General features: G+C 68.4%; 16 protein-coding genes. 11 read left to right on the top strand and 5 right to left on the bottom strand.

The window, feature by feature from the left end:
• Positions 1-641 (bottom strand): biosynthetic peptidoglycan transglycosylase (locus tag EV139_RS09110; protein ID WP_241989008.1); only part of this gene is annotated, 641 nt, incomplete at its 3' end.
• 111 nt (positions 642-752) lie between these two features.
• Between EV139_RS09110 and EV139_RS09105 the strand changes: the two genes are divergently transcribed.
• Together EV139_RS09105 and EV139_RS09100 are read left to right on the top strand one after the other, a co-directional pair.
• Positions 753-923 carry a Sp36 family protein gene (locus EV139_RS09105; RefSeq protein ID WP_130453987.1) on the top strand — a complete coding sequence of 57 codons (171 nt, stop codon included), beginning with the start codon at positions 753-755 and terminating at the stop codon, positions 921-923.
• 4 nt (positions 924-927) lie between these two features.
• Positions 928-1,404, top strand: a complete 477-nt coding sequence (locus EV139_RS09100) for a RidA family protein (RefSeq protein ID WP_130453986.1) — start codon at positions 928-930, stop codon at positions 1,402-1,404.
• Positions 1,405-1,512: 108 nt separating this feature from the next.
• Here the strand turns inward: EV139_RS09100 and EV139_RS09095 are convergent, their stop codons facing one another.
• A complete protein-coding gene (locus tag EV139_RS09095; RefSeq protein ID WP_130453985.1) occupies positions 1,513-4,761 on the bottom strand; it encodes a DUF5979 domain-containing protein in 3,249 nt (1,082 codons plus the stop codon).
• Positions 4,762-4,989: 228 nt separating this feature from the next.
• A complete protein-coding gene (gene acs, locus EV139_RS09090; RefSeq protein WP_130453984.1) occupies positions 4,990-6,972 on the bottom strand; it encodes an acetate--CoA ligase in 1,983 nt (660 codons plus the stop codon).
• Positions 6,973-7,165: 193 nt separating this feature from the next.
• Between acs and EV139_RS09085 the strand changes: the two genes are divergently transcribed.
• The 7 genes from EV139_RS09085 (at position 7,166) to EV139_RS09055 (ending at position 14,808) form a co-directional block, all read left to right on the top strand.
• Positions 7,166-8,365 (top strand): TadA family conjugal transfer-associated ATPase, encoded by a 1,200-nt coding sequence (locus EV139_RS09085; protein WP_130453983.1) that lies wholly within the window; start codon positions 7,166-7,168, stop codon positions 8,363-8,365.
• A complete protein-coding gene (locus tag EV139_RS09080; RefSeq protein ID WP_130453982.1) occupies positions 8,365-9,324 on the top strand; it encodes a type II secretion system F family protein in 960 nt (319 codons plus the stop codon). The genes EV139_RS09085 and EV139_RS09080 overlap by 1 nt, the downstream gene beginning before the upstream one ends.
• Before the next feature lie 174 nt (positions 9,325-9,498).
• Positions 9,499-9,696 carry a hypothetical protein gene (locus EV139_RS09075; protein WP_130453981.1) on the top strand — a complete coding sequence of 66 codons (198 nt, stop codon included), beginning with the start codon at positions 9,499-9,501 and terminating at the stop codon, positions 9,694-9,696.
• Positions 9,697-10,016: 320 nt separating this feature from the next.
• Positions 10,017-10,355 carry a helix-turn-helix domain-containing protein gene (locus tag EV139_RS09070; protein ID WP_130453980.1) on the top strand — a complete coding sequence of 113 codons (339 nt, stop codon included), beginning with the start codon at positions 10,017-10,019 and terminating at the stop codon, positions 10,353-10,355.
• Positions 10,348-12,858 (top strand): DNA primase family protein, encoded by a 2,511-nt coding sequence (locus EV139_RS09065; RefSeq protein ID WP_130453979.1) that lies wholly within the window; start codon positions 10,348-10,350, stop codon positions 12,856-12,858. Before EV139_RS09070 ends, EV139_RS09065 begins: the two co-directional genes overlap by 8 nt.
• A 3-nt stretch (positions 12,859-12,861) precedes the next feature.
• Positions 12,862-13,347: a hypothetical protein gene (locus EV139_RS09060; RefSeq protein WP_130453978.1), complete on the top strand. Its 486-nt coding sequence runs from the start codon at positions 12,862-12,864 to the stop codon at positions 13,345-13,347.
• A gap of 147 nt (positions 13,348-13,494) precedes the next feature.
• On the top strand, positions 13,495-14,808 hold the full coding sequence (locus tag EV139_RS09055; RefSeq protein ID WP_130453977.1) for a hypothetical protein: 1,314 nt from the start codon (positions 13,495-13,497) through the stop codon (positions 14,806-14,808).
• Positions 14,809-14,849: 41 nt separating this feature from the next.
• On the opposite strand, the gene EV139_RS09050 is transcribed toward EV139_RS09055, so the two are convergent.
• The gene (locus tag EV139_RS09050; RefSeq protein WP_130453976.1) at positions 14,850-15,767 is read right to left on the bottom strand and encodes a restriction endonuclease; all 918 of its coding nucleotides are present in this window, start codon (positions 15,765-15,767) and stop codon (positions 14,850-14,852) included.
• Positions 15,768-17,137: 1,370 nt separating this feature from the next.
• A complete protein-coding gene (locus tag EV139_RS15895) occupies positions 17,138-17,314 on the bottom strand; it encodes a hypothetical protein (protein WP_157993026.1) in 177 nt (58 codons plus the stop codon).
• Positions 17,315-17,954: 640 nt separating this feature from the next.
• Between EV139_RS15895 and EV139_RS09045 the strand changes: the two genes are divergently transcribed.
• Both EV139_RS09045 and EV139_RS15975 read left to right on the top strand, forming a co-directional pair.
• Positions 17,955-18,596 (top strand): MobC family plasmid mobilization relaxosome protein, encoded by a 642-nt coding sequence (locus tag EV139_RS09045; RefSeq protein WP_130453975.1) that lies wholly within the window; start codon positions 17,955-17,957, stop codon positions 18,594-18,596.
• A 179-nt stretch (positions 18,597-18,775) separates the two neighbouring features.
• The gene (locus EV139_RS15975) at positions 18,776-20,755 is read left to right on the top strand and encodes a relaxase/mobilization nuclease domain-containing protein (RefSeq protein WP_130453974.1); all 1,980 of its coding nucleotides are present in this window, start codon (positions 18,776-18,778) and stop codon (positions 20,753-20,755) included.
• Positions 20,756-20,826: the final 71 nt, after the last annotated feature.

Genomic DNA, 20,826 nt, shown 5'->3' with positions numbered 1-20,826 from the left:
TAGCCGAGCAGGATCTCGTCCTTCGGGTACTTCTTCTCGATGCTGATCGCGAGCTTCATTTCCTTGAGCTTGCGATCCATGTCCTGGCGCATCGCTTCCTTGTACGCGGCCTTGCGCTCCTCTTCGTCCGGGATGGCGTAGGCCTCCTGGATGAGCACGTTGCGCACGTACTGCATGGTGATCGTCGAGGCGCCGGAGAGGTCTTTGCCGGCGAGGTTTTGCAGCACCGCGCGAGCGGTCGCGAGCATGTCGACGCCGCCGTGCGTGTAGAAGCGCGGGTCCTCCTCGGCGACCGCGGCGTCTTTCACGAACTGGGAGATGTCGTCCCAGGCCACGGTCTTGCGGTCCTGGTCGTAGAACTCCGCGAGCTTGTAGGTCGTGGTGTCCGAGCCGGTGGCCCACAGCGTCGACGGCTCGGCCAGCTGGCCGGGGTCGAGGTGGCTGGGGAGATTCTCGAAGATGTCGATCGCCGAGTTCGCGGCGGTGCCGCTCAGCGCGACGACGGGGGTCATCGCGGCCGTGACGAGCACGCCCGCGATCGCGCTCATCGCGATGGCACCGAGCATCCCGCCGACAGCTCCACTCGCACTCCGAGGTTTCAGCGTGCGCAGCCCCGAGGCCGCAGAGAACTTCCTAGCCATACAATCGACCGTAGGCGAATTTGCTGACAATCCGCGCACCACGCGGACCGCGGTAGACGCAGACCTGACCGACCCGGACCAGTCCGGCTGAATTCCGAGGGAGACCCGTACGTGAGTGAAACGGCCGAGACGGCGCAGTGGGAGTACTTCGTGACCCCGCTGCTGCTGCACAACGAGGCGCAGATCCTGAACAACTGGGGAGCGCAGGGGTGGGAGCTCGTGCAGATTATTGAGGGACCGGCGGGCGGCAACGTCGCCTACCTGAAGAGAAAGAAGGCCTAACCGCATGTCATCAGTGATTGAGGATCGCCTGCGCGAACTCGGATTCGAGATCCCGGAGGTCGCCGCGGCGGTCGCCGCCTACGTGCCCGCGCTGCGCGACGGGAACTACGTCTACACGGCGGGTCAGCTGCCGTTCGTCGACGGGGCGCTTCCCGCAACGGGCAAGGTCGGGGTGGGTGCGGACCTCGTGTCGCCCGAGCAGGCGGAGGAGCTCGCTCAGCTGTGCGCACTGAACGCGCTCGCGGCGGTGCGCGGTGTGATCGGGTCGCTCGACCGGATCACGCAGGTGGTCAAGGTGACCGCGTTCGTCGCCTCGGACCCCTCGTTCACCGGGCAGCCGGGGGTCGCAAACGGCGCCTCGGTGTTCCTGGGCCGTGTCTTCGGCGATCTGGGCATCCATGTGCGCTCGGCCGTCGGCGTCGCGGTGCTCCCGCTTGACGCGCCCGTCGAGATCGAGTTCGTCTTCAAGATCGAGGACTAGCGGCGACGCGCAGCACTCGCTGCGCCCGCGCAACGCCACAGGCCCGGCATCCAGTGCGGATGCCGGGCCTGTGGCGTTGCGCGGGCCGCGGCGGAGCGCCGCGCCGGACTAGCTGCGTCGCCTCGAGGCAATCACCGCAGCCGCGCCGCCGAGAATCAGCAGGAGCGCTGCGGCGCCCCAGGCCGCGAGCACGCCAGCCTCAGCGCCCGTGACGGGCAGACCCTGGCTCGGGTCCTGCGGCGAAGGGTCGCTCGGATCCAGCGGCGACGGTGTAATCGGGTCCTGCGGCGACGGGTCGTTCGGATCCGGCGGTGTGGGGCGGGGGTCATCGGGCTCAACGGTGGTGTTGATGAGCTCGACCCGCACATCGGTACCGTCGCCGATGGTGATCAGCACCGGCGCTTCGAGCACCGTACCCTCCCCGTCGACGAACTGAGGTGCCTGCCATCCGGCAGTGCCGGGCAGCGACTCGGGCAGGATTTCCTCGAGCAACAGCTCAGTTCCGGCCGGGAACGCGTCCGAGAACACCTCATCGTCGTTCGTGACGGTGAGCGTTCCTGCGTAAGCGGGGGTATCTCCCGGAGAGCGGTAACTCACCTCAAAGCGTGCGTCGGTGGTGTCGGTGGGCGCAATACTGTGCACGTACTTCGCGATGGAGAAGCTGCCCTCGTGCAGTTCGGCGAAGTTGGTCAGCGTGACGGCCGCTGACGGTGCCGCGCCCTCATCGACGATGGTCAGCGAGGCATCAAGACCCTGGTCGCCGATGCTCCACATCACGTCATCGCCCCACACCACGCCGGGGATAGCCGGCAGGGTAATCTCACTCAGCGTGATCTCGGTGCCGAGCGGAAAATTGACTGGATCGCCAGCATCGTTGACCGGAACCGCGGCCCAATCGGGCGCACTCAGGACCAGCTCACCGCCCGGCTGTGACGGATCGCTCGATGCCCACGCTGCGACGAATTCCACGCCAGCCAGACGGTCATCGTCGCGGTCGATGTCGCCGGCCACGATCTTCTCGACCGCGAACGATCCGGTCATGATCCGGTACCCGTTCGTCATCACGAGAGCCAGATCAGGGATCGCCTCTCCCGCAGCCGCGGCGGTGATGCTGACGCTCTGTGTCTCTGCCGGTACGTTCACGAACGGAGGGGTGCAGTTCTCACACGACCACGACGGATCACCCACCCACTCGATGCTGGGGCCTGTGCTTCTGATCTCAGTCTCTTGAAGCGTCACCTCCGTTCCCACCGGCAGGTCAGTGCCGAGTCCCGCGGTCCAGTTGTTGCTGGCGTTCAGCAACAAGACGTTGCTTCCGGTCACGTTCAGTTGGACGTGCACCCAGCTGGCCGTGACCAGGATCTCAACGTCATCGAATGGGCCGCTGCCCATCCCTGGCTGTGTGCCGCCGCCGTCATCCTGGACCAGCTTGCGGACGGTCAGCGAACCGTTGTCGATGTCGATGCCGTTGGTGAGCTGAACCTCGGCGGCAGACGTATCGCCGCCGGGCGTGTGCGACGCGGGATTCCATTCCTCCGCGATGGTGACCATGCCGCGATTGCCGGGACCGGTATAACTCGGATCGGTATTGCCGCCCCAGTCGATCACGTTCGAGACGCCGGGAATCGTCTGCGGCACCTCTTCGAGCAAGATCGTCGTTCCGAGCGGAAACAGCGTCGGATTGCCGGTGTCGGTTCCCGGGAGCGAGATGAAGCCGTGCGCCGCGTTCAACGTGATGGTCTCGGCGGTGCTCTCGGCGGCGCCCTGCAGCCACCAGCGAACCTCCACCTCGGTGCCTGCCGGGGGCGTCGTTGAACCATCGGTGAAGGCGAAGCTCTTGCGCACCTCGAAGGTGCCCAGAAGCTCGGAGAGGGTGTCGGTCAACGCGACGGCGACCGTGCTGCCGTCACCGATCGTGATCTCGACGGTATCTCCGGGCGTCGCCGCGCCGTCGACGGTCCAGCTGGCGCTCTGCTGCTCCAAGGACGCGGGGAGCCCGGTGATCGCGGTCTCCGCGATCGACACCGTGGTGCCATCCGGGTAGCTCGGTCCCGTGGCAGCGAAGCCGTTGGCGTGGTTGAGTACGAGGCGGCCGCTGTTCGGTGTGCCCGGGGGAAGGGCGGGCCCCCCGGTGACCGAATACGACAGTTCGATGGTCACATCGTCAAGGTCCCCCGCCGTGGGGGAGACCCCGTCAAAAGCCTTGGTGACAGTGAACGTACCCGAGCCGATGAAATTGGCGTTCGCGGTCTGGGCCAGGCGTACCCGTGCGCCCTCGAAGTAGTCGGCGAAGACCTGGCAGCCGGTGTTTCCGTTCCAGAGCAGATTCAGTCCGGCCGCCTGGGGAAGATCGCCGGTGTCCGCAGTCACGGAAACCGCGGCGCTCGTCGTCGAATACGCGCACAGCGTCGCAGCGCCAGGCTCGCTGAGCTGCAGCATCGTGCCGTCGAAGGTGACGCGGTCCTGGTCGACCGGGCACAGCTGCAGCGATGCCGCTCCCGTGCTGGCGAGCGTGATGGGCGAGGTGACGTTCGTGGTGAGGGTGAACTGTGCCGGGGCGCCAGCCGCGATCGTGGCGCTGGGCCCGGTCAGCGTCAGCGTCGGGGTGTGCGCGAGGTCGGGCAGATACGCGCACCGTGCCTCGGCGTCTGAGAGCTTGCGGGTTTCAAGATCATTTCCTGTCTCGGCGCCCTGAAAATTGTTGTAGTTGAAGTATTTCTTCGCGTCGGTGTTCACCGACCCCTCAGCCCAGTTGTCGGAGACGCACCAGACCTGGAGCTGGGTGATCGCGCGGTCTCGCTTTGTGTCGAACGTGGCGTCGATCAAGACGTTTGAGATCTGGAGCTTCTGCTCCGCAGTGAGCGGATTATCGGGTGTGCCCGTCCATTCTGAGCTTGGCGGCAGATCAGCGCATCCCCGTTTGCCCTGGTCAGTGCAGAACCGCCAATCAACCTCGAGTTCACCGCTGTCGAGCACGCGGGCCCCGCAGTAGGGCAAACCGCCCTGACCATCACTGATGTTGTTGCCCGCGCCGTCAACGTACACGCTGCCCTCGTTCCCGTAGAGCATCACGGTCTTGCCTGCACGCAACGCTTGAGCGCCGGTGCTCGACTCCGCGAAGGTGAAACCCGAGGGCGTGTTCGGGGCGCCATACGACGTCGACGTGGTGCCGGCGCACGCGGGCACCGAGATCGGCCCGGTCGGGGCAACGGCCGCGGCGATGGCGATCGGGGCCGCTGAGGCGGGGGCGGCAACTACCGGGGTCACCGCCGCAAAGCTGATGAGGGTGAGGGCAGCGACGATGCCTGCAATGAGTCGGGAAGATGTGTGCCGATGCGTGGTGATCCGGTGCTGCACTGCGCCCCCAAAATGTAGAGAATCCTGACACATCAGTCTTTCGGAGTGCCTGTGGGGTGTCAATGAGTAAGCTGAGATATCTCATTGTGGCGAGACGACATGAAACGACCACGGCGGTGCGGGCTCCGAGGTCCCTCACCGCTGTGGTCGTTGGCTGCGTCCCGCGCGCAGCACACAGCACAGGCCCGGCATCCAGTGCGGATGCCGGGCCTGTGCTGTGTGCTGCGGCTACTTGCCGCCGGCGACCTTCGCCTGGATGGTCGACATGACCATGGTGTCGGCGAGGGTCGTCGTGTCGCCGACCTCGCGGCCTTCGGCCAGGTCCTTCAGCAGGCGCCGCATGATCTTCCCAGAGCGGGTCTTCGGCAGCTCGTTGACGACGTAGATGCTGCGGGGGCGGGCGATTGCACCGATCTGGCCGGCGACGTGCTTCTTCAGGGCAGCCTCCGCATCCTCGGGCGTGAGGATCGTCTGCTGCGACTTCAGGATCACGAACGCGACCACCGCCTGACCGGTGGTCTCGTCGTCGGCGCCCACCACCGCGGACTCCGCGACCGCGTGGTGTTCCACGAGCGCGGACTCGATCTCCGCGGTCGAGAGCCGGTGCCCCGACACGTTCATCACGTCGTCGACGCGACCGAGCAGCCAGATGTCGCCGTCCTCGTCGACGCGCGCGCCGTCGCCCGCGAAGTACTGGTCACCAAACTTGGACCAGTAGGTGTCGATGAACCGCTGATCGTCACCCCAGATCGTGCGCACCATCGACGGCCACGGGCGCCGGATCGTGAGCAGGCCGCCCTGGCCCGGGTTGACGCGCTCACCCTGCTCGTTGACCACATTGACGTCGATGCCGGGGAGCGCAGCCTGCGCGCTGCCGGGCTTGAGGCTCGTGAGCCCCGGAAGCGGTGAGATCATGAGCGCGCCGGTCTCGGTCTGCCACCAGGTATCAACGATGGGGGCCGCGCCCGCACCGATGACCTCGCGGTACCAGCGCCACGCCTCGGGGTTGATCGGTTCGCCAACCGAGCCGAGGAGCCGCACGCTCGAGAGGTCGTACTGCTCGGGGATCTGGCGGCCCATCTTCATGCAGGCGCGGATCGCGGTCGGCGCCGTGTAGAAGATCGAGACGCCGTACTTCTGAATGATGCTCCACCAGCGGCCCCAGTCGGGGGTCTCGGGGGTGCCCTCGTAGATCACCTGCGTCGCGCCGTTGGCGAGCGGGCCGTAGACCACGTAGCTGTGCCCGGTGATCCACCCGATGTCGGCGGTGCACCAGTACACGTCGGTCTCGGGCTTGAGGTCGAAGACGTTGCGGTGCGTGGTGCTCACCTGCGTGAGATAGCCGCCCGAGGTGTGTAGGATCCCCTTCGGGTTCCCGGTTGTGCCCGAGGTGTAGAGGATGAACAGGGGGTTCTCTGCGGGGAAGCCCTGCGGGGTGTGCTCCCCGTCGTACGCGGTGATCTCGTCGTGCCACCACAGATCGCGGCCGGGCGTCATGGTGATCTCGTTCTCGCCGCGCTGCACCACGAGCACCTTTTCGACGGTGCTGCCGCCACCGTGCAGGGCGAGCGCGTCGTCGACCGTCGGCTTCAGCGCGGAGACCCGGCCCTTGCGGTAGCCGCCGTCAGCGGTGATCACGAGCTCCGCGCCAGCGTCGTCGATGCGGGCGCGCAGGCTCTCGGCGCTGAACCCGCCGAAGACCACCGAGTGCGCCGCGCCGAGCCGGGCGACGGCGAGCATCGCGATGACGGTCTCGGGGATCATCGGCATGTAGATGGCCACGCGGTCGCCCTGGGCGACGCCGAGGCTCGTGAGCATGTTCGCGGCGCGCTTTACCTCATGGGTGAGCTCCGCGTAGGTGATGGTGCGCGTGTCGCCGGGCTCGCCCTCGAAGTGGATCGCCACGCGGTCGCCGAGGCCCGCCGCGACGTGCCGGTCGAGGCAGTTCTCCGCGACGTTCAGCTCGCCGTCTGCGAACCACTTCGCGAACGGCGGGTTGGTCCAGTCGAGGATCTCGGTGAACGGCTTCGTCCAGGCCAGGTTCTGTGCCTGATCGGCCCAGTACCCCTCCGGGTCTTCAGCGGCGCGCCAGTACACCGAGGGGTCGTTCAGATTCGCCTGTTCACGAAATGCCGCACTCGGGGGATAGCTTTCGGTGCCGTCCGCGTGCTGCAGGGGGTGGCTTTCGATGGTTCCGAGCTGGTCAGTCATGGACGCCCTTATCCGTGGTCTCGAGTGGGGTGCTTCCCGCGCGCTCGCGCGCCGAAAGCGTCGTTTCATCACCAGGGTATACCGTCCGCAGGGGTCCGCTCACAATGTTTCACAGGCGGAGAAAAACACCGAACTATCCACAGTGGCGCGTTCGCCGGCCGGAGCGCGCGAGCGCCGCGGTGGAATTGCGCACATGACCTTTTCAGCCGCGCCAGCCGCCGTCCCGCACCACACCGCCACCGAAGTTCGGAGCCGCGGCGCGGCGCGGCGCGGCACCCCAGCGCACGAGCTCCGCGGCTCGCGCCGGCGCGTGTCCGCGCGGCGCGAGCTGTGGCGCCGCGGCCGCGCCCCGGCGGCACGGGCGCCCGAGGCACCCCCGCCCCCGCCCGCCGACCTCTTCGCGGAGTGGGGCCCCGCAGCCCAGCCGCCAACACGGACGGCTCACCTCCCGCTCGCCGCCCGCCGCGCGCTCGGCGGCCTCCTGCCGCTCCTCGACCTGCCCGAGCTCCGCGACCTCCTCGTGCAGGTGCGCGGTGGCCGCGGGGGGCTCTGGCTCGACCGCGGCGGAACGCTCGAGGCGGTGCCCGAGTGGACCGCCGACCCGGCGGCCGTGCAGCGTCTCGCCACCGCACTCATCGGGGCAGGTGGGCGGCACCTCGACGAACTGCACCCGTGCGGCGACGTGCGCCTCGGCGACAGCATCCGGGTCCACGCGGTGCTCCCGCCCGTCGCGGTCGCGGGGGCGGCCGTGTCGATCAGGGTGCCGCGTCTCGAACCCCTCGATTTCCCGGCACTCGTGGCCGGCGGGATCTGCGCGCCGCGCACCGCGGAGTTGCTCCGCTCGGCCGTGGCGGCCCGCCGCAACCTGCTGATCACGGGCGGCACGGGCACCGGCAAGACCACGCTGCTCGCGGCCCTCCTCGACCTCGCGGACGGCGCTGAACGCATCGTCACGATCGAGGATCTCGCGGAGCTCCGATTGCAGCATCCGCACGCTGTTGCCCTCGAGGCCCGGCAGGCGAGCACCGAGGGCGTCGGCCGCGTCACGCTCGACGACCTCCTGCGCGAGGCGCTCCGCATGCGCCCGGACCGGATCGCGCTGGGCGAGTGCCGCGGCGCAGAGATCTCGACGCTCCTCGCCGCGTTCAACACGGGGCACGACGGCGGCGTGAGCACGCTCCACGCGAGCCGGATCTCCGAGGTGCCCGCGCGGCTCGAAGCGCTCGGGGCCGTCGCCGGGCTCGGCCACGCGGAGCTTGCCCGGCAGGCGGTCTCGGCGCTCGACCTCGTGGTGCACCTCTCCCGCGAGGCGGGTCGCCCGCGCATCTCAGGGGTCGGCCGGCTTCGAGTCGGTGCGCGCGGTGCACTCGAGATTGAGTCGCGGAGCTGGTGATGCCGAGCGAGCGCACCCCGCGCCGGGCGCGCGCCTCGATCCGCGAGCGTGCGGGGTGGGCGCGGGGCCGCGACGCCCTGCTCCGGCTGTTTCCAGGCGCGGGGCCGCGCGAGCCGCCCGACCCCGCCGCTCCCGCTCAGCTCGCGGCCCGGTGCGCGGCGCTGCTGCGCGGGGGCGTGCCCGCGGCGCGCGTGTTCACCGCACTCGAGTCAGAGCCCGCGCACACCGCCGGGTCGCGCATCGCGGCCCGCGTCGCCGCGGGAGAGCCGCCACCGGTCGCGATTGCTGCCGAGGACGCCCCGCCCTGGCGCGTGCTCGCGGTGGCGTGGCACCTGGCCGCGGAGAGCGGCGCCCCGCTCGCGCCCGCGCTCGACCGCATCGGCGGCGCGCTCCGGGAGCTTGAGCGGTTGGGGGAGCGGCGCGACGTGCTGCTGTCGGGGCCCCGCGCCACCGTGCGCCTGGTCTCTGCGCTCCCGCTTCTCACGTTCGGTCTGGGGGCCCTCCTGGGGTTCAACCCGCTGCCCGTGCTGCTTAGCGGTGCGGGTGCTGCCCTGTTCGGTGTGGGGACCGCACTGCTGCTCGCGGGCGTGGCCTGGGCCCGTGCGCTGCGGCAGCGCGTGGAGCACGCAGATCGCGTCGACGGGGACGAGTGTGAGCTGCTGTGGATTGCGCTCGGCGGCGGCGCAGCCCCAGCCCTGGCGACGCTGCGTGTCGCCGACGCGGTGGACGCGTACGGTGCCGAGTGGGTGCGCTTCGACAGTTTCATTGCCGGAGGAGTGCTCGCCACGACGGTCCGCGCAGCGGCGGCGACCGGTGTGGCGCTCCGGCCGCTCCTCCTCGAACAGGCCGCCGAGCGGCTCGGGGTGCGCGTGCTGGTTCCGCTGGGGGTGTGCGTGCTGCCCGCGTTCATCGCCATCGGTGTCGCTCCCGTGGTCATCGCGATGCTCGGCGGGCTGTAGCCCGGGGCGGAGCTCGGGGCGCTCCCGCCCCGCGACACGTTCTCCACACCCCGCAGCCCGGCCACATCACGCCGACTTTTCCACAGCCTCACTCGCCGCCCCCGCCACCGCGCGGCACCGCGCAGCATAGAGGCACCGGCGCCCGCCGGGCCGTGCACACACGAAGGGACTCCCGTGAACTCACCACACACCGCACACGTTTCAGAGCGCGCCGCGCAGCCGCCCGTGGCGGCTCAAGTGACGCGCCGCGCGCGCTGGGCGCTCGCCACCCGCACCCGTGCACGCGCGCTGGCGCGCAGGCTCGGCCGAGAGGAGCGCGGCGCAGTGACCGCCGAATACGCGATTGTCATCCTGGCCATTGTTGAGCGCTAAAAGCATATTCGAAATCTGGGCAGCAAGCGCTGCGATTTGACATGATGCAAAAGGGCGACTAGGCTCATGAACAAGTCAAGATGATGAGCCGGGCGCAAGCCGGGTGAATCGGCCGGAGCTCCCTCCCAAGCCGGATGACGATTCAGGGCACGCGCGGGAGAGAGCGTGCCGGCGGCAGCGATGCCGCCCGGTCGGTGCCACGGAGCCGGCTGCATAAGATCGCCGCAGACAATGGTTGTCGGGCTGGGCGCCGATAGGCCTGGTAGCGATCTCGTCCTAGCGGGACGGGGTCTACTACTAGGAGACCCCGAATGCCGTCCATGGCAAGGACCACCCGACCGAACGTCGACACCCCGCAGTACCTCTCCCTCTACGAAGCGGAAGCAGCCGGCTACGGCGCGTACTCGACCCTCCGCAGCTGGATCGCCGCGGGCAGGCTCCCAGCTGTCCGCACTGGCCGGAGGATCAAGATCCGGCTGGAGGACCTGGAGGCCTTCGCGCGCCCGGCAGTCGTCCACCACAGCGAGGCGAAGCCTGCGCCCGAGACCGAGCTCAACTTCGCGATCGCACGCATCGTCGCGAACGCGCCGCGGCTGACCGAGCGCCAGCGCGAGCAGCTCGCCTCGATCCTCGGCGGGAACGAGGCCGCCCATGCCTGAGACGACTCCGCAGAGCGCGCCCGAGACGGGCGGTACGCCCGGAAAAGAAAGCCGCCCCGCTGGTAACGGGGCGGCAGAGTTCGGTGCTGGTGCTGAAGCTTTGAACTACCCCCAGTCTAACGCTAATGAGAACGATTCGCAACAGGAGAAGCGAGCCTCATCAGGGACTGCCGCCGCGAAGCCCGTCACCTCTCCGCAGAAGAAGCTGAGCAGCGCCGTGCCCGCCTTCGAGCGCAAGGTGCTCACGGACCAGCCGGTCAGCCGCTTCTCGCGCATGACGCGCCGCGGCATCATCGGCGACGTCACCTCGCGCGCGATCGAGCAGTGGAAGCTGAGCGACGCCGGCCACGAGTCCGCCCGCGCGAAGGAGCAGGAGCTCGTCTGCCTCACCAACAGGGCGTTCAAGCACCGCGGCGTCGAGTTCATCGAGAAGAAGGACGCCTCGCAGGGCGACTACAAGCCGCTGCTCGAGCTCACCGACTGGCAGGCCGCGGAGCTGCTGTCGGCGTTCCCAGGCATCGTCGACGACGAGGGCTTCGACTTCGTCGGCCAGTACGGCGAAAGGGTCGGCTCCGCCGCCATCGCGCGCATCGTCGCGCAGAAGCACGTCATCGTCCGCATCGAGCTCGCCGCAGGGATCGAGAGGCTCGGCGTCTACCAGGACTCCGGTGAGGACGAGGGCATCCACTCGATCGAGGCCAGCGCCCTGACGGCCGCCGTGCGCTCGGTGATGCCCGGCGCCAAGCGCTACTTCGTCGCCGAGGTGGCGGACGCGCTGGCGACGCTCGACGGCCTCGTGCCGAAGCGCACGATCACGCGGGAGGCGCACCTCTCCATCCCGGTCGCGAACGGCGTCTACAACCGTCGGACCCGCAGGCTGGAGCCGCACTCGCCCGAGCGCGTGTTCGTCTGGAAGAGCCCCGTCGCGTACGACCCCACGGCGGAGTGCCCGGTCATCGTCAACCCCGACGACGGCACGACCTGGAGCGCCGACGAGCTGGTCACCTCGATGACCGACGACGCCGAGGTCCAGGAGGTGCTGTGGCAGCTGTTCTGCGCGGCTGTGTTCCCGAACCACCCCTGGAACAAGGCGGGGTTCCTCTACTCGGCGCTCGGCAACAACGGTAAGGGCACGCTGCTGCGCGCGATCCGGGGCATCGTCGGTTCCAGGAACACCTGGAACGGCGACCTGCAGGCGCTCTGTGCGCAGTTCCTGCCGGGCCGGGTCATGACCGTTCAGCACGCCATCGCCGACGAGAACGACGTGGGGGCCAGGGTCGAGTCGCTGAGCACGCTCAAGTCGGTGCTCACCGAGGACGCCTGGTCGCTGGAGGCGAAGCACCAGGACCCGGTCGACATGAACCACCGCATGTACGTCCTGCAGTGCATCAACGAGCTGCCGCAGGTGCGCGACCGCAGCGACTCGTGGGCCAGGCGAGGAGTGTTCATCCCCTGCACGGCCCACTTCGAGGGCAACGAGCGGCGCTACATCAAGTCCGACTACGTCGGCCGCGAGGACGTGCAGTGCTACTACCTGCGCCGTGCGCTGGAGTGCGACGCGCAGGAGTTCTCCGAGCCGCAGGCGTGCCTCGACCTCAAGGCCGAGATGGTCCGCGAGAACGACTCCGTGCGGGCGTTCTGGCACGAGTTCGAGAGCCAGTTCGTCTGGGACGGCCTGCCGTGGGGGTTCGTCTACGACCTGTACCGGAAGTGGTTCGGGGAGGAGTACCCCGGCAGCAAGCCGCCCAGCTCGAAGGAGTTCAGGAAGTCGCTCCGCATCGAGGTCGCGAAGTCGAGCACCTGGGACGACGGCGGCCGGAACGGCAGCACCACGGGCGCCCGGTTCCGCGCGTCGTCGCACTGCAAGGTGCACGAGCCGCTGTCGCACCGCTGCTACAGGGACCGCGACGAGGCGGACCTGGGCCTGGGCAGCAAGTGGACCTACGACCGTCTGGCCGAGGACCAGCGCGGCATCGTCCGCATCGGCGCCTCTGCTGCTGGCGGCGGACCCTCCGGCAGCGGCGGCGGGAACGCTCCTGCTCCCGGGCCGGCTGACGACGGCGCCCTGGACGGCACTGCGGACGGCGCGGCCGAGGACTGCGTCGAGGACGTGCCCCTCAGCAGCGAGGACCTCGCTGCGGCAGGGAGCGCCTACCTCGCTCTGCCCGTCCAGGAGCAGTCGCACCGCGTGCTCACGGGGCAGCCCAGGGAGGCGGAGTTCGACAGGCGCGTCCGCGAGATCGGCAGTGCCATGCGCGGGGAGCGAGAGCAGAAGCGGGCCGAGGCCGAGGCGCTGCTCGCGGTGATCGACTACCCGAGGACTCCGCTGCCAGAGGCTCCACCCTCTGGCCCTCAGCCCACTGTGACCGCTGCTGGCGACGAGAGCCCGCCGCAGCCCAGCCTGGTGGGCGCCGATGACCTCGCTGCTCTGGCTGCCAGGGGCTTCCGGGTCGTCGCCCGGCCTGGCAGGACGCAGGAGCACGAATCGAACGAGAGGAGCTGACCCATGGCGAAGCAAATGAGCACGAAGCTGCTGAACGCAAGGGCTGCAGCGGAGAAGGCGAAGCGCGAGCTCGCAGCGATCGAGCGCGAGGAGCGCGAGGCGGAGCAGGCCGAGAAGCGCGCAGCCAAGGCGCAGGAGTCCCGCAGCGGGCTGGCAGAAGAGCTCTACGCGCTCCTCGGCATCGAGCCCGAGCCGCCCCGCGAGCAGATCCGCAGGGTCAAGAAGGACGGCGCGAGGGTCGAGCAGACCGTGATGGTCGACCGCGACCCGAACGAGAAGATGCGCGCGAAGTGGGCTCTCGAAGCCGTGCAGCTGATGGCGAAGAACGTGGGCGAGGACAACATGCGCCTGGTCCGCGAGCATATCGAGGGCAAGCGCCAGAGCGCTCGCGACGCAGACGACGCGGCCCGTGCAGCGAAGACTCGGGTCGCTACGCCTGTCGCAGCTCCGACCTACGGCGGCGGTGCGGACCCCCGTTACGAGGAGTAGATCCGGTCATCCGCCATGGAGCCCCGGGTACGCGAGAACGCGTACCCGGGGCTTTCTGCATGCCCGTGTGCTCGCGAAGACGTGCTGATGCCGTCGTTGCGTTCCCGTAGCACTCATCGGTGCAACACTTCTCAGTAATATCGAGGCATGAGCGACGAAAGCCGCAGCGATGCGGATGACGAATTGGTCCCGAACGACTCCGAGCAGGAGTTCGACCACGAGGTCGAGTGGGTCTCGGACTTCGAGAACATGCTGGTGCTCGGCCGTTCGCGGCAGGACGTCGAGGGCTACCTCCAGTCGCAGGGCCTGCTCGGACGCGCAGTGGCCTTCGGCAAGGAAAAGCTGGTCCCGGGACTCAGGGCCTCGAGCGAGATGGTCCAGAAGCTCTCGGAGAGCGCAGTCGAGTCGGGCATGTGGGTGAAGCTCACCCCAGAGTCCCTGGAGGCCATCAAGGAGTTCGGCCTGACCGAGAGCGGCGTCCCCGGCGTCGTCCACGCGATGGCGGGCTCCCGAGGGTCGATGAAGAAGTGGCTGCAGTTCGACGTGAGCGCGAAGGCGATGATGTCGAACCCGGTAACACTCGCCGGCGTCGCGGGGTCCCTGGATCAGGCGGCGCGCGAGCAGGAGGCCGTCGAGCTGAGGGCGATGCTGGAGAGGATCGACTACAAGCTCGACCTCGTGCTGAGGGCGCAGGACGACGAGGTCATCGGTCGACTGGCTGGCGCCGAGCAGCAGATCGAGGAGGCCATGAGCCTGCGCGCCGCCGAGGGCACGATCGACGAGACCATCTGGTCGAAGGTCGACGGCGCGCCGATGGTGGTGCGCCAGGTGAGGGAGACCGCTATGCGCCGGCTCGACGGCATAGCTAGCGACCTCGAGCAGGGCAAGGGCATCGGCGAGCTGAACGAGCGGCTGCAGCATGCTGAAGGCGAAGTGCGCAGCTGGCTGTCGGTGATCGGCCGCAGCCTCGTGGCCGAAGGCGAGCTCGCGGTCCTGGAACTCACACTGTTGGCAGCCATCGCTCCGGAGAAGGTCAACACCAGGCGATTGAGCCTCGCGAAGGCTCGCGAAGAAGCGCAGGAGAAGCTGCTCGAGAGGATCGCCGGCCTCGTGCAGCGGATGGACCGGGCTGCGGAGAAGACGAACGAGTACAAGCTCGCGCACGTGCGCGGCGTCCCGAAGACGATCGAGTCGATCAACGACGTGAAGTCGGTCGTGCAGGTCTTCTGCGACGGCCTGGGCATCGAAGTCGACTGGAAGAACGTCGATCCGAAGGAACTGCTCGAGGCGCTCAAGGAGTGGCCTCAGGTGAGGAACGCTCTGGTAGAGGCCGGATCAGCGGCGTGGAAGCACGGCAAGCCCGTGCTCGGACTGGTGGCGACGGCAGCGATCGGTGCTCTGATCTCGAGGGGAAGGTCCGGCGGCGGGTCCGCAGGAGCGTCGCCGTCGTCGGAGACGTAGCGTGCGGCGCGCGGTGCTCTGCCCGCCGAGAGCGAGCTCTGCTACTCGAAGTAGTCCTCGTCGACTTCGACGGCGCTGAACGGCTGCTGCTCCTGCACTCCGACGCGGTAGGCGATCATCAGTTCCACGAGCTTCGCGCCGTCGACCAGGATGATCCGCGACTGCACCTTGTTCGCATAATCGATCGCCCCGGAGGTGAAGGCGCTCGTGGTCAGGAATACGCCACGCGATGCGCCGAACCCGTGGAGGGCGCCGACGAAGGCCTGGATCGGCTCACGGCCGACGTTGTTGCCCTCCTTGTAGCGCTTCGCCTGGATGTAGACCTGGTCGAGGCCGAGCGCGTCCTGGTTGATCAGACCGTCGACTCCCTCGTCGTTGGTGCCGCCGATGCGGCGGCCTCGGCCCGTGGCTCCGCCGTAGCCCATCTTCACGAGCAGGTCGACCACGGCCTGCTCGAAGAAGTCGGGGTGGCTGTTCCTGAGGCGGTCCAGGAGGTCCTCTCCGACGTTGGCCTCGATGCGGGCGATCGCGTCCTCGATCACCTCGATTGGATCCGAGATCTCGTCGGACGGGCTGTCGGCCGCGGAGCTGGGTGCGGCCTTCTTGGCGCTGTCTGGCCAGAACGGGGCGAACACCTCTCGAGCGAGCGCGTAGTCGAAGCCGGCGGGGTGGTCCGCCAGGGCGGCGCGACCGGCTTCGGTGATGACGTAGTGGCCGCGCTCAGGACGTTCCACCCAGTGCGCTTTGCCGAGGTGGCTCAGCACCCAGCCCATCCGCTGCTCGTAGCGGGTGCCTCCGGACTTGAGCGTCTCTGCGCGGGCGTCGTCGCCGATCCCGGCGTGAATGGCCACTTCGTCGAAGACCTCCCTGCGCTGGTGGCTCTGCCCGTCGGAGAGCACCTGCAGGGTCGGGACTACGAACTCGGGCCAGATCGGGACGAGCGAGGCTTCTTCGGTCATGCAGTCGATTATTCCAGGTGCACTCTTCACGCGTACCCCACTACGACCACCTGCCTCCGCTGCCGCTCCGGTCGCCTCCGAGCCATCCGCTGCCGCTCCAGGCTCTCCGGGCTGCAGAGCTCACGTGGTGACGGGCGTGGTCATCGCTCGGCAGGTCGTGATGCTCGCCTGCGCTGCCGCTCCGGCTCGGCGGTGCCAGCAGGCCGTGCGGCGCCCGTCTCGCTGCTGCGAGGGGCTCGAAATCGCTTCAAAAAGCGTGCCAGAGAAATGCCAAGGAGTGCCACGATTCGACCATCGCCTGCGGATGCTCTGTCACTTTCTTGGCAGAGTCTGGCATTTTAGTGGCTTCGGACTCTCATCCGTCGGGTGCTCGAGAGGGTCTGGCCGCGAAGGCGTGCCACGATCCTGCCAAGGTCTGCCAGAGAAATGCCATGATGTGGCGGAGAGGTGCCAAACCCTTTTCGGGCCGTGCCACAGAAGTGCCAGACTCTGCCTCAGAAGTGCCACGATCTGCCAGAGAACTGCCAAACCCTTTTCGGGCTGCGGCAGAGGTGCCACGAAAATGCCAGGGTCTGCCACGATTCGATCACGAAGTGGCAGAGAAGTGCCAGACCTTCTTCTGGGCTGCGCCACGATCCTGACTACGAGTGCCATGATCCTGCCAGGGTCTGCCGAGGAAATGCCACGATCTGCCAGAGAGCTGCCAAACTCCGCGGCACCGCCTGACCGCTCAGCAGCCTCCGCGGTGCCGGCCGTGGCGCCTTGACCGGGCATGAGATCGCCTCGGAATGCGGGACAGAGAACGGACAGGAATCGCCACGATTCGGACATCGCCTTCGAGCAGCCTGTCCGTTTTCTGGCCATCTCTGTCCGTTCTCTGTCCTCAGACCCTCATTCGGCGGGTGCTCGAGAGGGTCTGGCCGCCGCGTGCGGACAGAGAACGGACAGAGGACGCCACGATCCGGACAAGAAACGGACACGGAACGGACAGACCATTTTCGGATCAGGACAAGAAGCGGACAGAGAACGCCCACGAAGCGGACAGGCGCATTTCGGCCGGGACAGGATTCGGACAGAGACGGCCACGATCCGGACAAGAAGCGGACACGGAACGGACAGGCCATTTCCTGGCTGCGCCACGATTCGGACAGCAATGGCCACAGAACGGACAGAGAGCGGACAAGATTCGCCACAGAACGGACAGAAAGCGGACAGGCTCCGCGGCACCGCGCACCCTCTCAGTGGCCTCCGCGGTGCCGGCCGTGGCGCCTCGACCGGGCTGCGCTGCCGCTCCGCCCGACCGTGGTGACAGTCGGCACCGCCGAGCACGCTGATGCGGCGCCTCGCTGCACTGATCGCTTCGCCCAGGCTCAGGGCGCAGTCGCAGAGGCGGGCATCCGCTGCCGCTCCTGCCCGTCGACCGGAGCACCGAGCACCTCCCTCCGCTGCCGCTGCGGTCGCTGCTCGGCCAGGTGCAGCAGTCGCCTGCGCTGCCGCTCCGGCTCCTTGCTCGGGGCGAACATGCGCATTGCATCTCGGAGCCTCATCCAGACGGTGCTCCTGCATCCAGTGCACCACGCGCAGCGCCCTGGTCCTCGCCTGCTGCGTGCAGCACTGCGACCAGGCGCGGAGCTCGTCTCAGGGGCGAGTGCTCGCAGAGCCCTCGCACGGAGCAGTCGTGTTCTGGCTCTGAGAGGAGCGCGACTGCTGCAAGGACGCATCGACGCATCGCGTCGATGCGGGCGCGCAGTGCTTGGAGGGGCTCCCCACGGGCAGCGCGCGTGGAGAGCACCGAGAGCACGGAGGCTTCAACGCAGCGAGCCTGGCGGACCACGGTCCGCGAAGGCTCGTCGCGTCACGTCGCGGGGCAAGGATGCGCACCAGCATCCGGCCCCGTGGCGTGCGATCCGTGGAGAGCGGCAGCGAGCCACGGGTCGGGAGCTGAGCCGCGGCAGCGGCGAGGGCGACAGCGGGTCCAGGGCGGCAGCCCGGCAAGTAGCTTGCGATGGACTACCGAAAGCGAAGCTTTTGTGTAGTACATCGTAAAGTACTTGCCTCATTAGGGCCCTACCTCTAAAATGGGTACTGGCGGGGTCTCCAGAGGCTCCAAATCGCGATGTTCCGCGGTTTGGAGAGGGAGGCCGCGGCAGTACCCAGGTAGGGGCCTGATGAAGGGGTGGAGGAGACGTGGACGCGATCGGATCGGACGAGGCGCAGCCGAGTGCGTCCGAGCACGGGCACGGCACCGGAGCCCCTGGGCGTGCGGAGCGCGAGGAGCTCGCCGCGAAGCGGAAGCGGATCACGCGCAGCCGCCCGAAGCGCTTTGGCACGAAGCGCAACGTCCGCTTCTCGGCTTCCGAGGAAGCGGCGGTGGAGGCAGCGCGATCGGAGATCGCGAAGGCGAAGGGCGTCGACGCGTCGAAGGTCAGTTTCAGCGAGGGGCTCCGTCTCCTGCTGAAGCTCGACGAAGGCGAGGCGGCGAACACCGTGAGCATCGCCCTCGGCGTGCACCGTCGGACAGCCAGCGACGAGCGGATGACCGACGAGGCGCGCGATGCGTTCCTCGCGATGAACGACGAGCTGACCGTGTGCCGGCGCCAGCTCGTCGGCATGGGTGCGAACCTGAACCAGATCGCGAAGGCGCTGAACAGGGTCGCAGCGAAGGGCACCGCATTCGACGCGGAAGCCGCGGAGACGGTCGCACTCCTGCCGGACGCGCTGGCGCAGGTCGCGGCCATGCAGGACTACCTCGAGTCGATCGAGACGAAGGCGTTCCTCGCGATCTACGGCGGCGAGGACGGCGCTCCCGACGGAGGGAGCGCATCGTGACGGCATCAGACAGGCTCCGCGCGCTCTAGGAATCGTGGCTCAGTGGCGCGGATGGTTAGGAAAACCTGGCCTCCTAACCTTTCTCCGAGCAGAGCCGCCGGGCTCAGAACATTTCATAAAAGGTCAGCAGCGAGGTTATCGAGGGGGTTTTCTCCCCTCGACGGAGGAAGGAGGGCACCGTGGCCAACGTCAGGTGGTCCCCGACGTACTTCTCGCGCGCCCTGAACACGTACCTGCTGAACCTCAAGGAGGGCCAGCAGGACGGCGACCGCTACGTGATCGCCGAGGGCGTGAACGGCATCATGCCGAAGTTCGTCGAGCAGCAGTTCCGCGACGTCCGCAAGAAGTGGGGCAAGAACGGCACGGTCAGGCGCCTCTGGAAGCGCACCGGCACCGAGACCTGGCAGGGCGAGTACGTCCAGGCGTACCACGGGATCATCTCGTTCGGCCAGGACGAGCTCGACCCGGACGACCCCGAGGCGTGGGAGACCGCGCTGCGCATCGCCCGCGCCACCGTCGAGGAGGTGTTCCCGACGCGCCAGGCGATGCTCGTTCTCCAGAACGACGGCGCCGGCGGCTGCCTGCACGTCCACATCTCGGTGAACAGCGTCGACGAGAAGACGGGCCGCTCCATCGACTCGGGCCTCACTACTCACACGTACCGCGAGCGGCAGGCCGACGGCAGCTACGAGCTCGCAGGCATGGCCTTGAAGTTCAACGAGATCCTCGAGCGCGAGGGCTTCCAGCAGCGGGCTGACCTCGTCGAGATGATGACTGAGGCGCAGGAGCGCGTGCGGCAGGGCGGCAGCGCGAAGCTGCGGGCCAAAGACCGCCGCGAGCTCAGCGAGCAGCGCGCCGCCGAGAAGCACGAGGACTGGCAGATCGACCGCGAGCAGGCAGAGGCGCAGGGCATCGCCTTCGACGTGCCCGAGCCGTTCAGCGTCGCGGTGCTGAAGCAGCGGGTGAAGAACGCGATGCGCGATGCGCGCAGCATCGACTTCGACACGTTCGTCGAGGTCGCCCGTGAGCACCGCGTCGACGTGGAGCTCCGGCCCGGCACCCGCGGGCTCGCCTATGTGATGCTCGACGAGGCCGGAGAGCCCGTGGCCGAGGGCACGAGGGCGCGCCGCCGAGCCTCGACGCTCGGGTCTGATTTCATGCTGGACGCGGTCGAGGCGCACTGCGCCGAGAACGATGCGCTGGAGGCGATCCGCGAGGCGACCGCGCTCGCGGACGAGACGGCTCGCGTGGCTGCCGAGGTCGATGAGCAGCGCGCCCAGCGAGCAGCGCAGGAGCTGGAGGGGCAGCGCGCCGCTGAGCGCGAGACACGGGCCGCTGCTTCGGCCGATGCGAAGCGGCAGGCCCGCGAGAAGGTCGAGCGCGAAGTGGCGGAACGCGAGGCCCAGCGCGAGGCGCAGCGAGAGGCACAGCGCATCGCCGACGAAGAAGCTGAGGCGAAGGCCCAGCGTGTAGCGGCGGCTCAGGTCGAGGCAGAGAGCAGGCGCCGCGCCGAGCAGGCGTCTGCCGCTGCCGCTCCAGACGCCGGTGCCGCTGATGACACTGCCGCGAGCCATGCGCCCTCCGCTGCCGCTGCGGGCACCGAGGAGGCCGCCGCTGCCGCTCCGGCCGCCTCGGCAGAGCAGCCAGCAGCGCAGCCAACGCAGTCGAGGCTGCGCGACGCCGTCTCGAAGAGCGAGCAGAGGCAGGCGATCATCTCGGCGTTCGCGGCTTTCGAGGAGCGTGCGCGCGATGCTCTGCGCGCCGGTCGGCGCATCGACGACAGCGAAGTGCCGAAGGGCATCGGTGCGGGGTTCCTGAAGGCGTTCGGCGAGCAGATGTTCCCCGAGGTGTTGATGCAGATGCAGCTCCGCGAGGCCAAGAAGGCGATGCGGAAGGCGGCGTTCGACGATGGAGCCGCTGCGAAGCGGGATCTCGACGAGGGGATCGCATCGGCCGAGAAGCGTCTGGATCTGAACTGGAAGTACGGCAGCGAGGCCAAGGCGCTCGAGCTGAAGAACGAGAGGGCGCACGCGCTGCGCATGCGCCTGGAGCGCGAGCTGCGTGCCGGCGTCTACGAGGAAGTGCCTGAGGACATCGCGAGCCACGACGAGGATCTCATCGCAGACGAAGTACAGGGAGAGCACGGGCTGGAGCTCTGAGGGCCGAGAAAGAAGATGCCCCGCCACGACCGGTCTCGACCGGGTCGTGGCGGGGCTTGCTCTTCAGCTGG

Source organism: Leucobacter luti (assembly GCF_004217175.1).
Classification (GTDB): Bacteria; Actinomycetota; Actinomycetes; order Actinomycetales; family Microbacteriaceae; genus Leucobacter; species Leucobacter luti.
The sequence above is the reverse complement of the archived record's forward strand: the minus strand, read 5'-3'. Positions and strand labels throughout refer to the sequence as shown.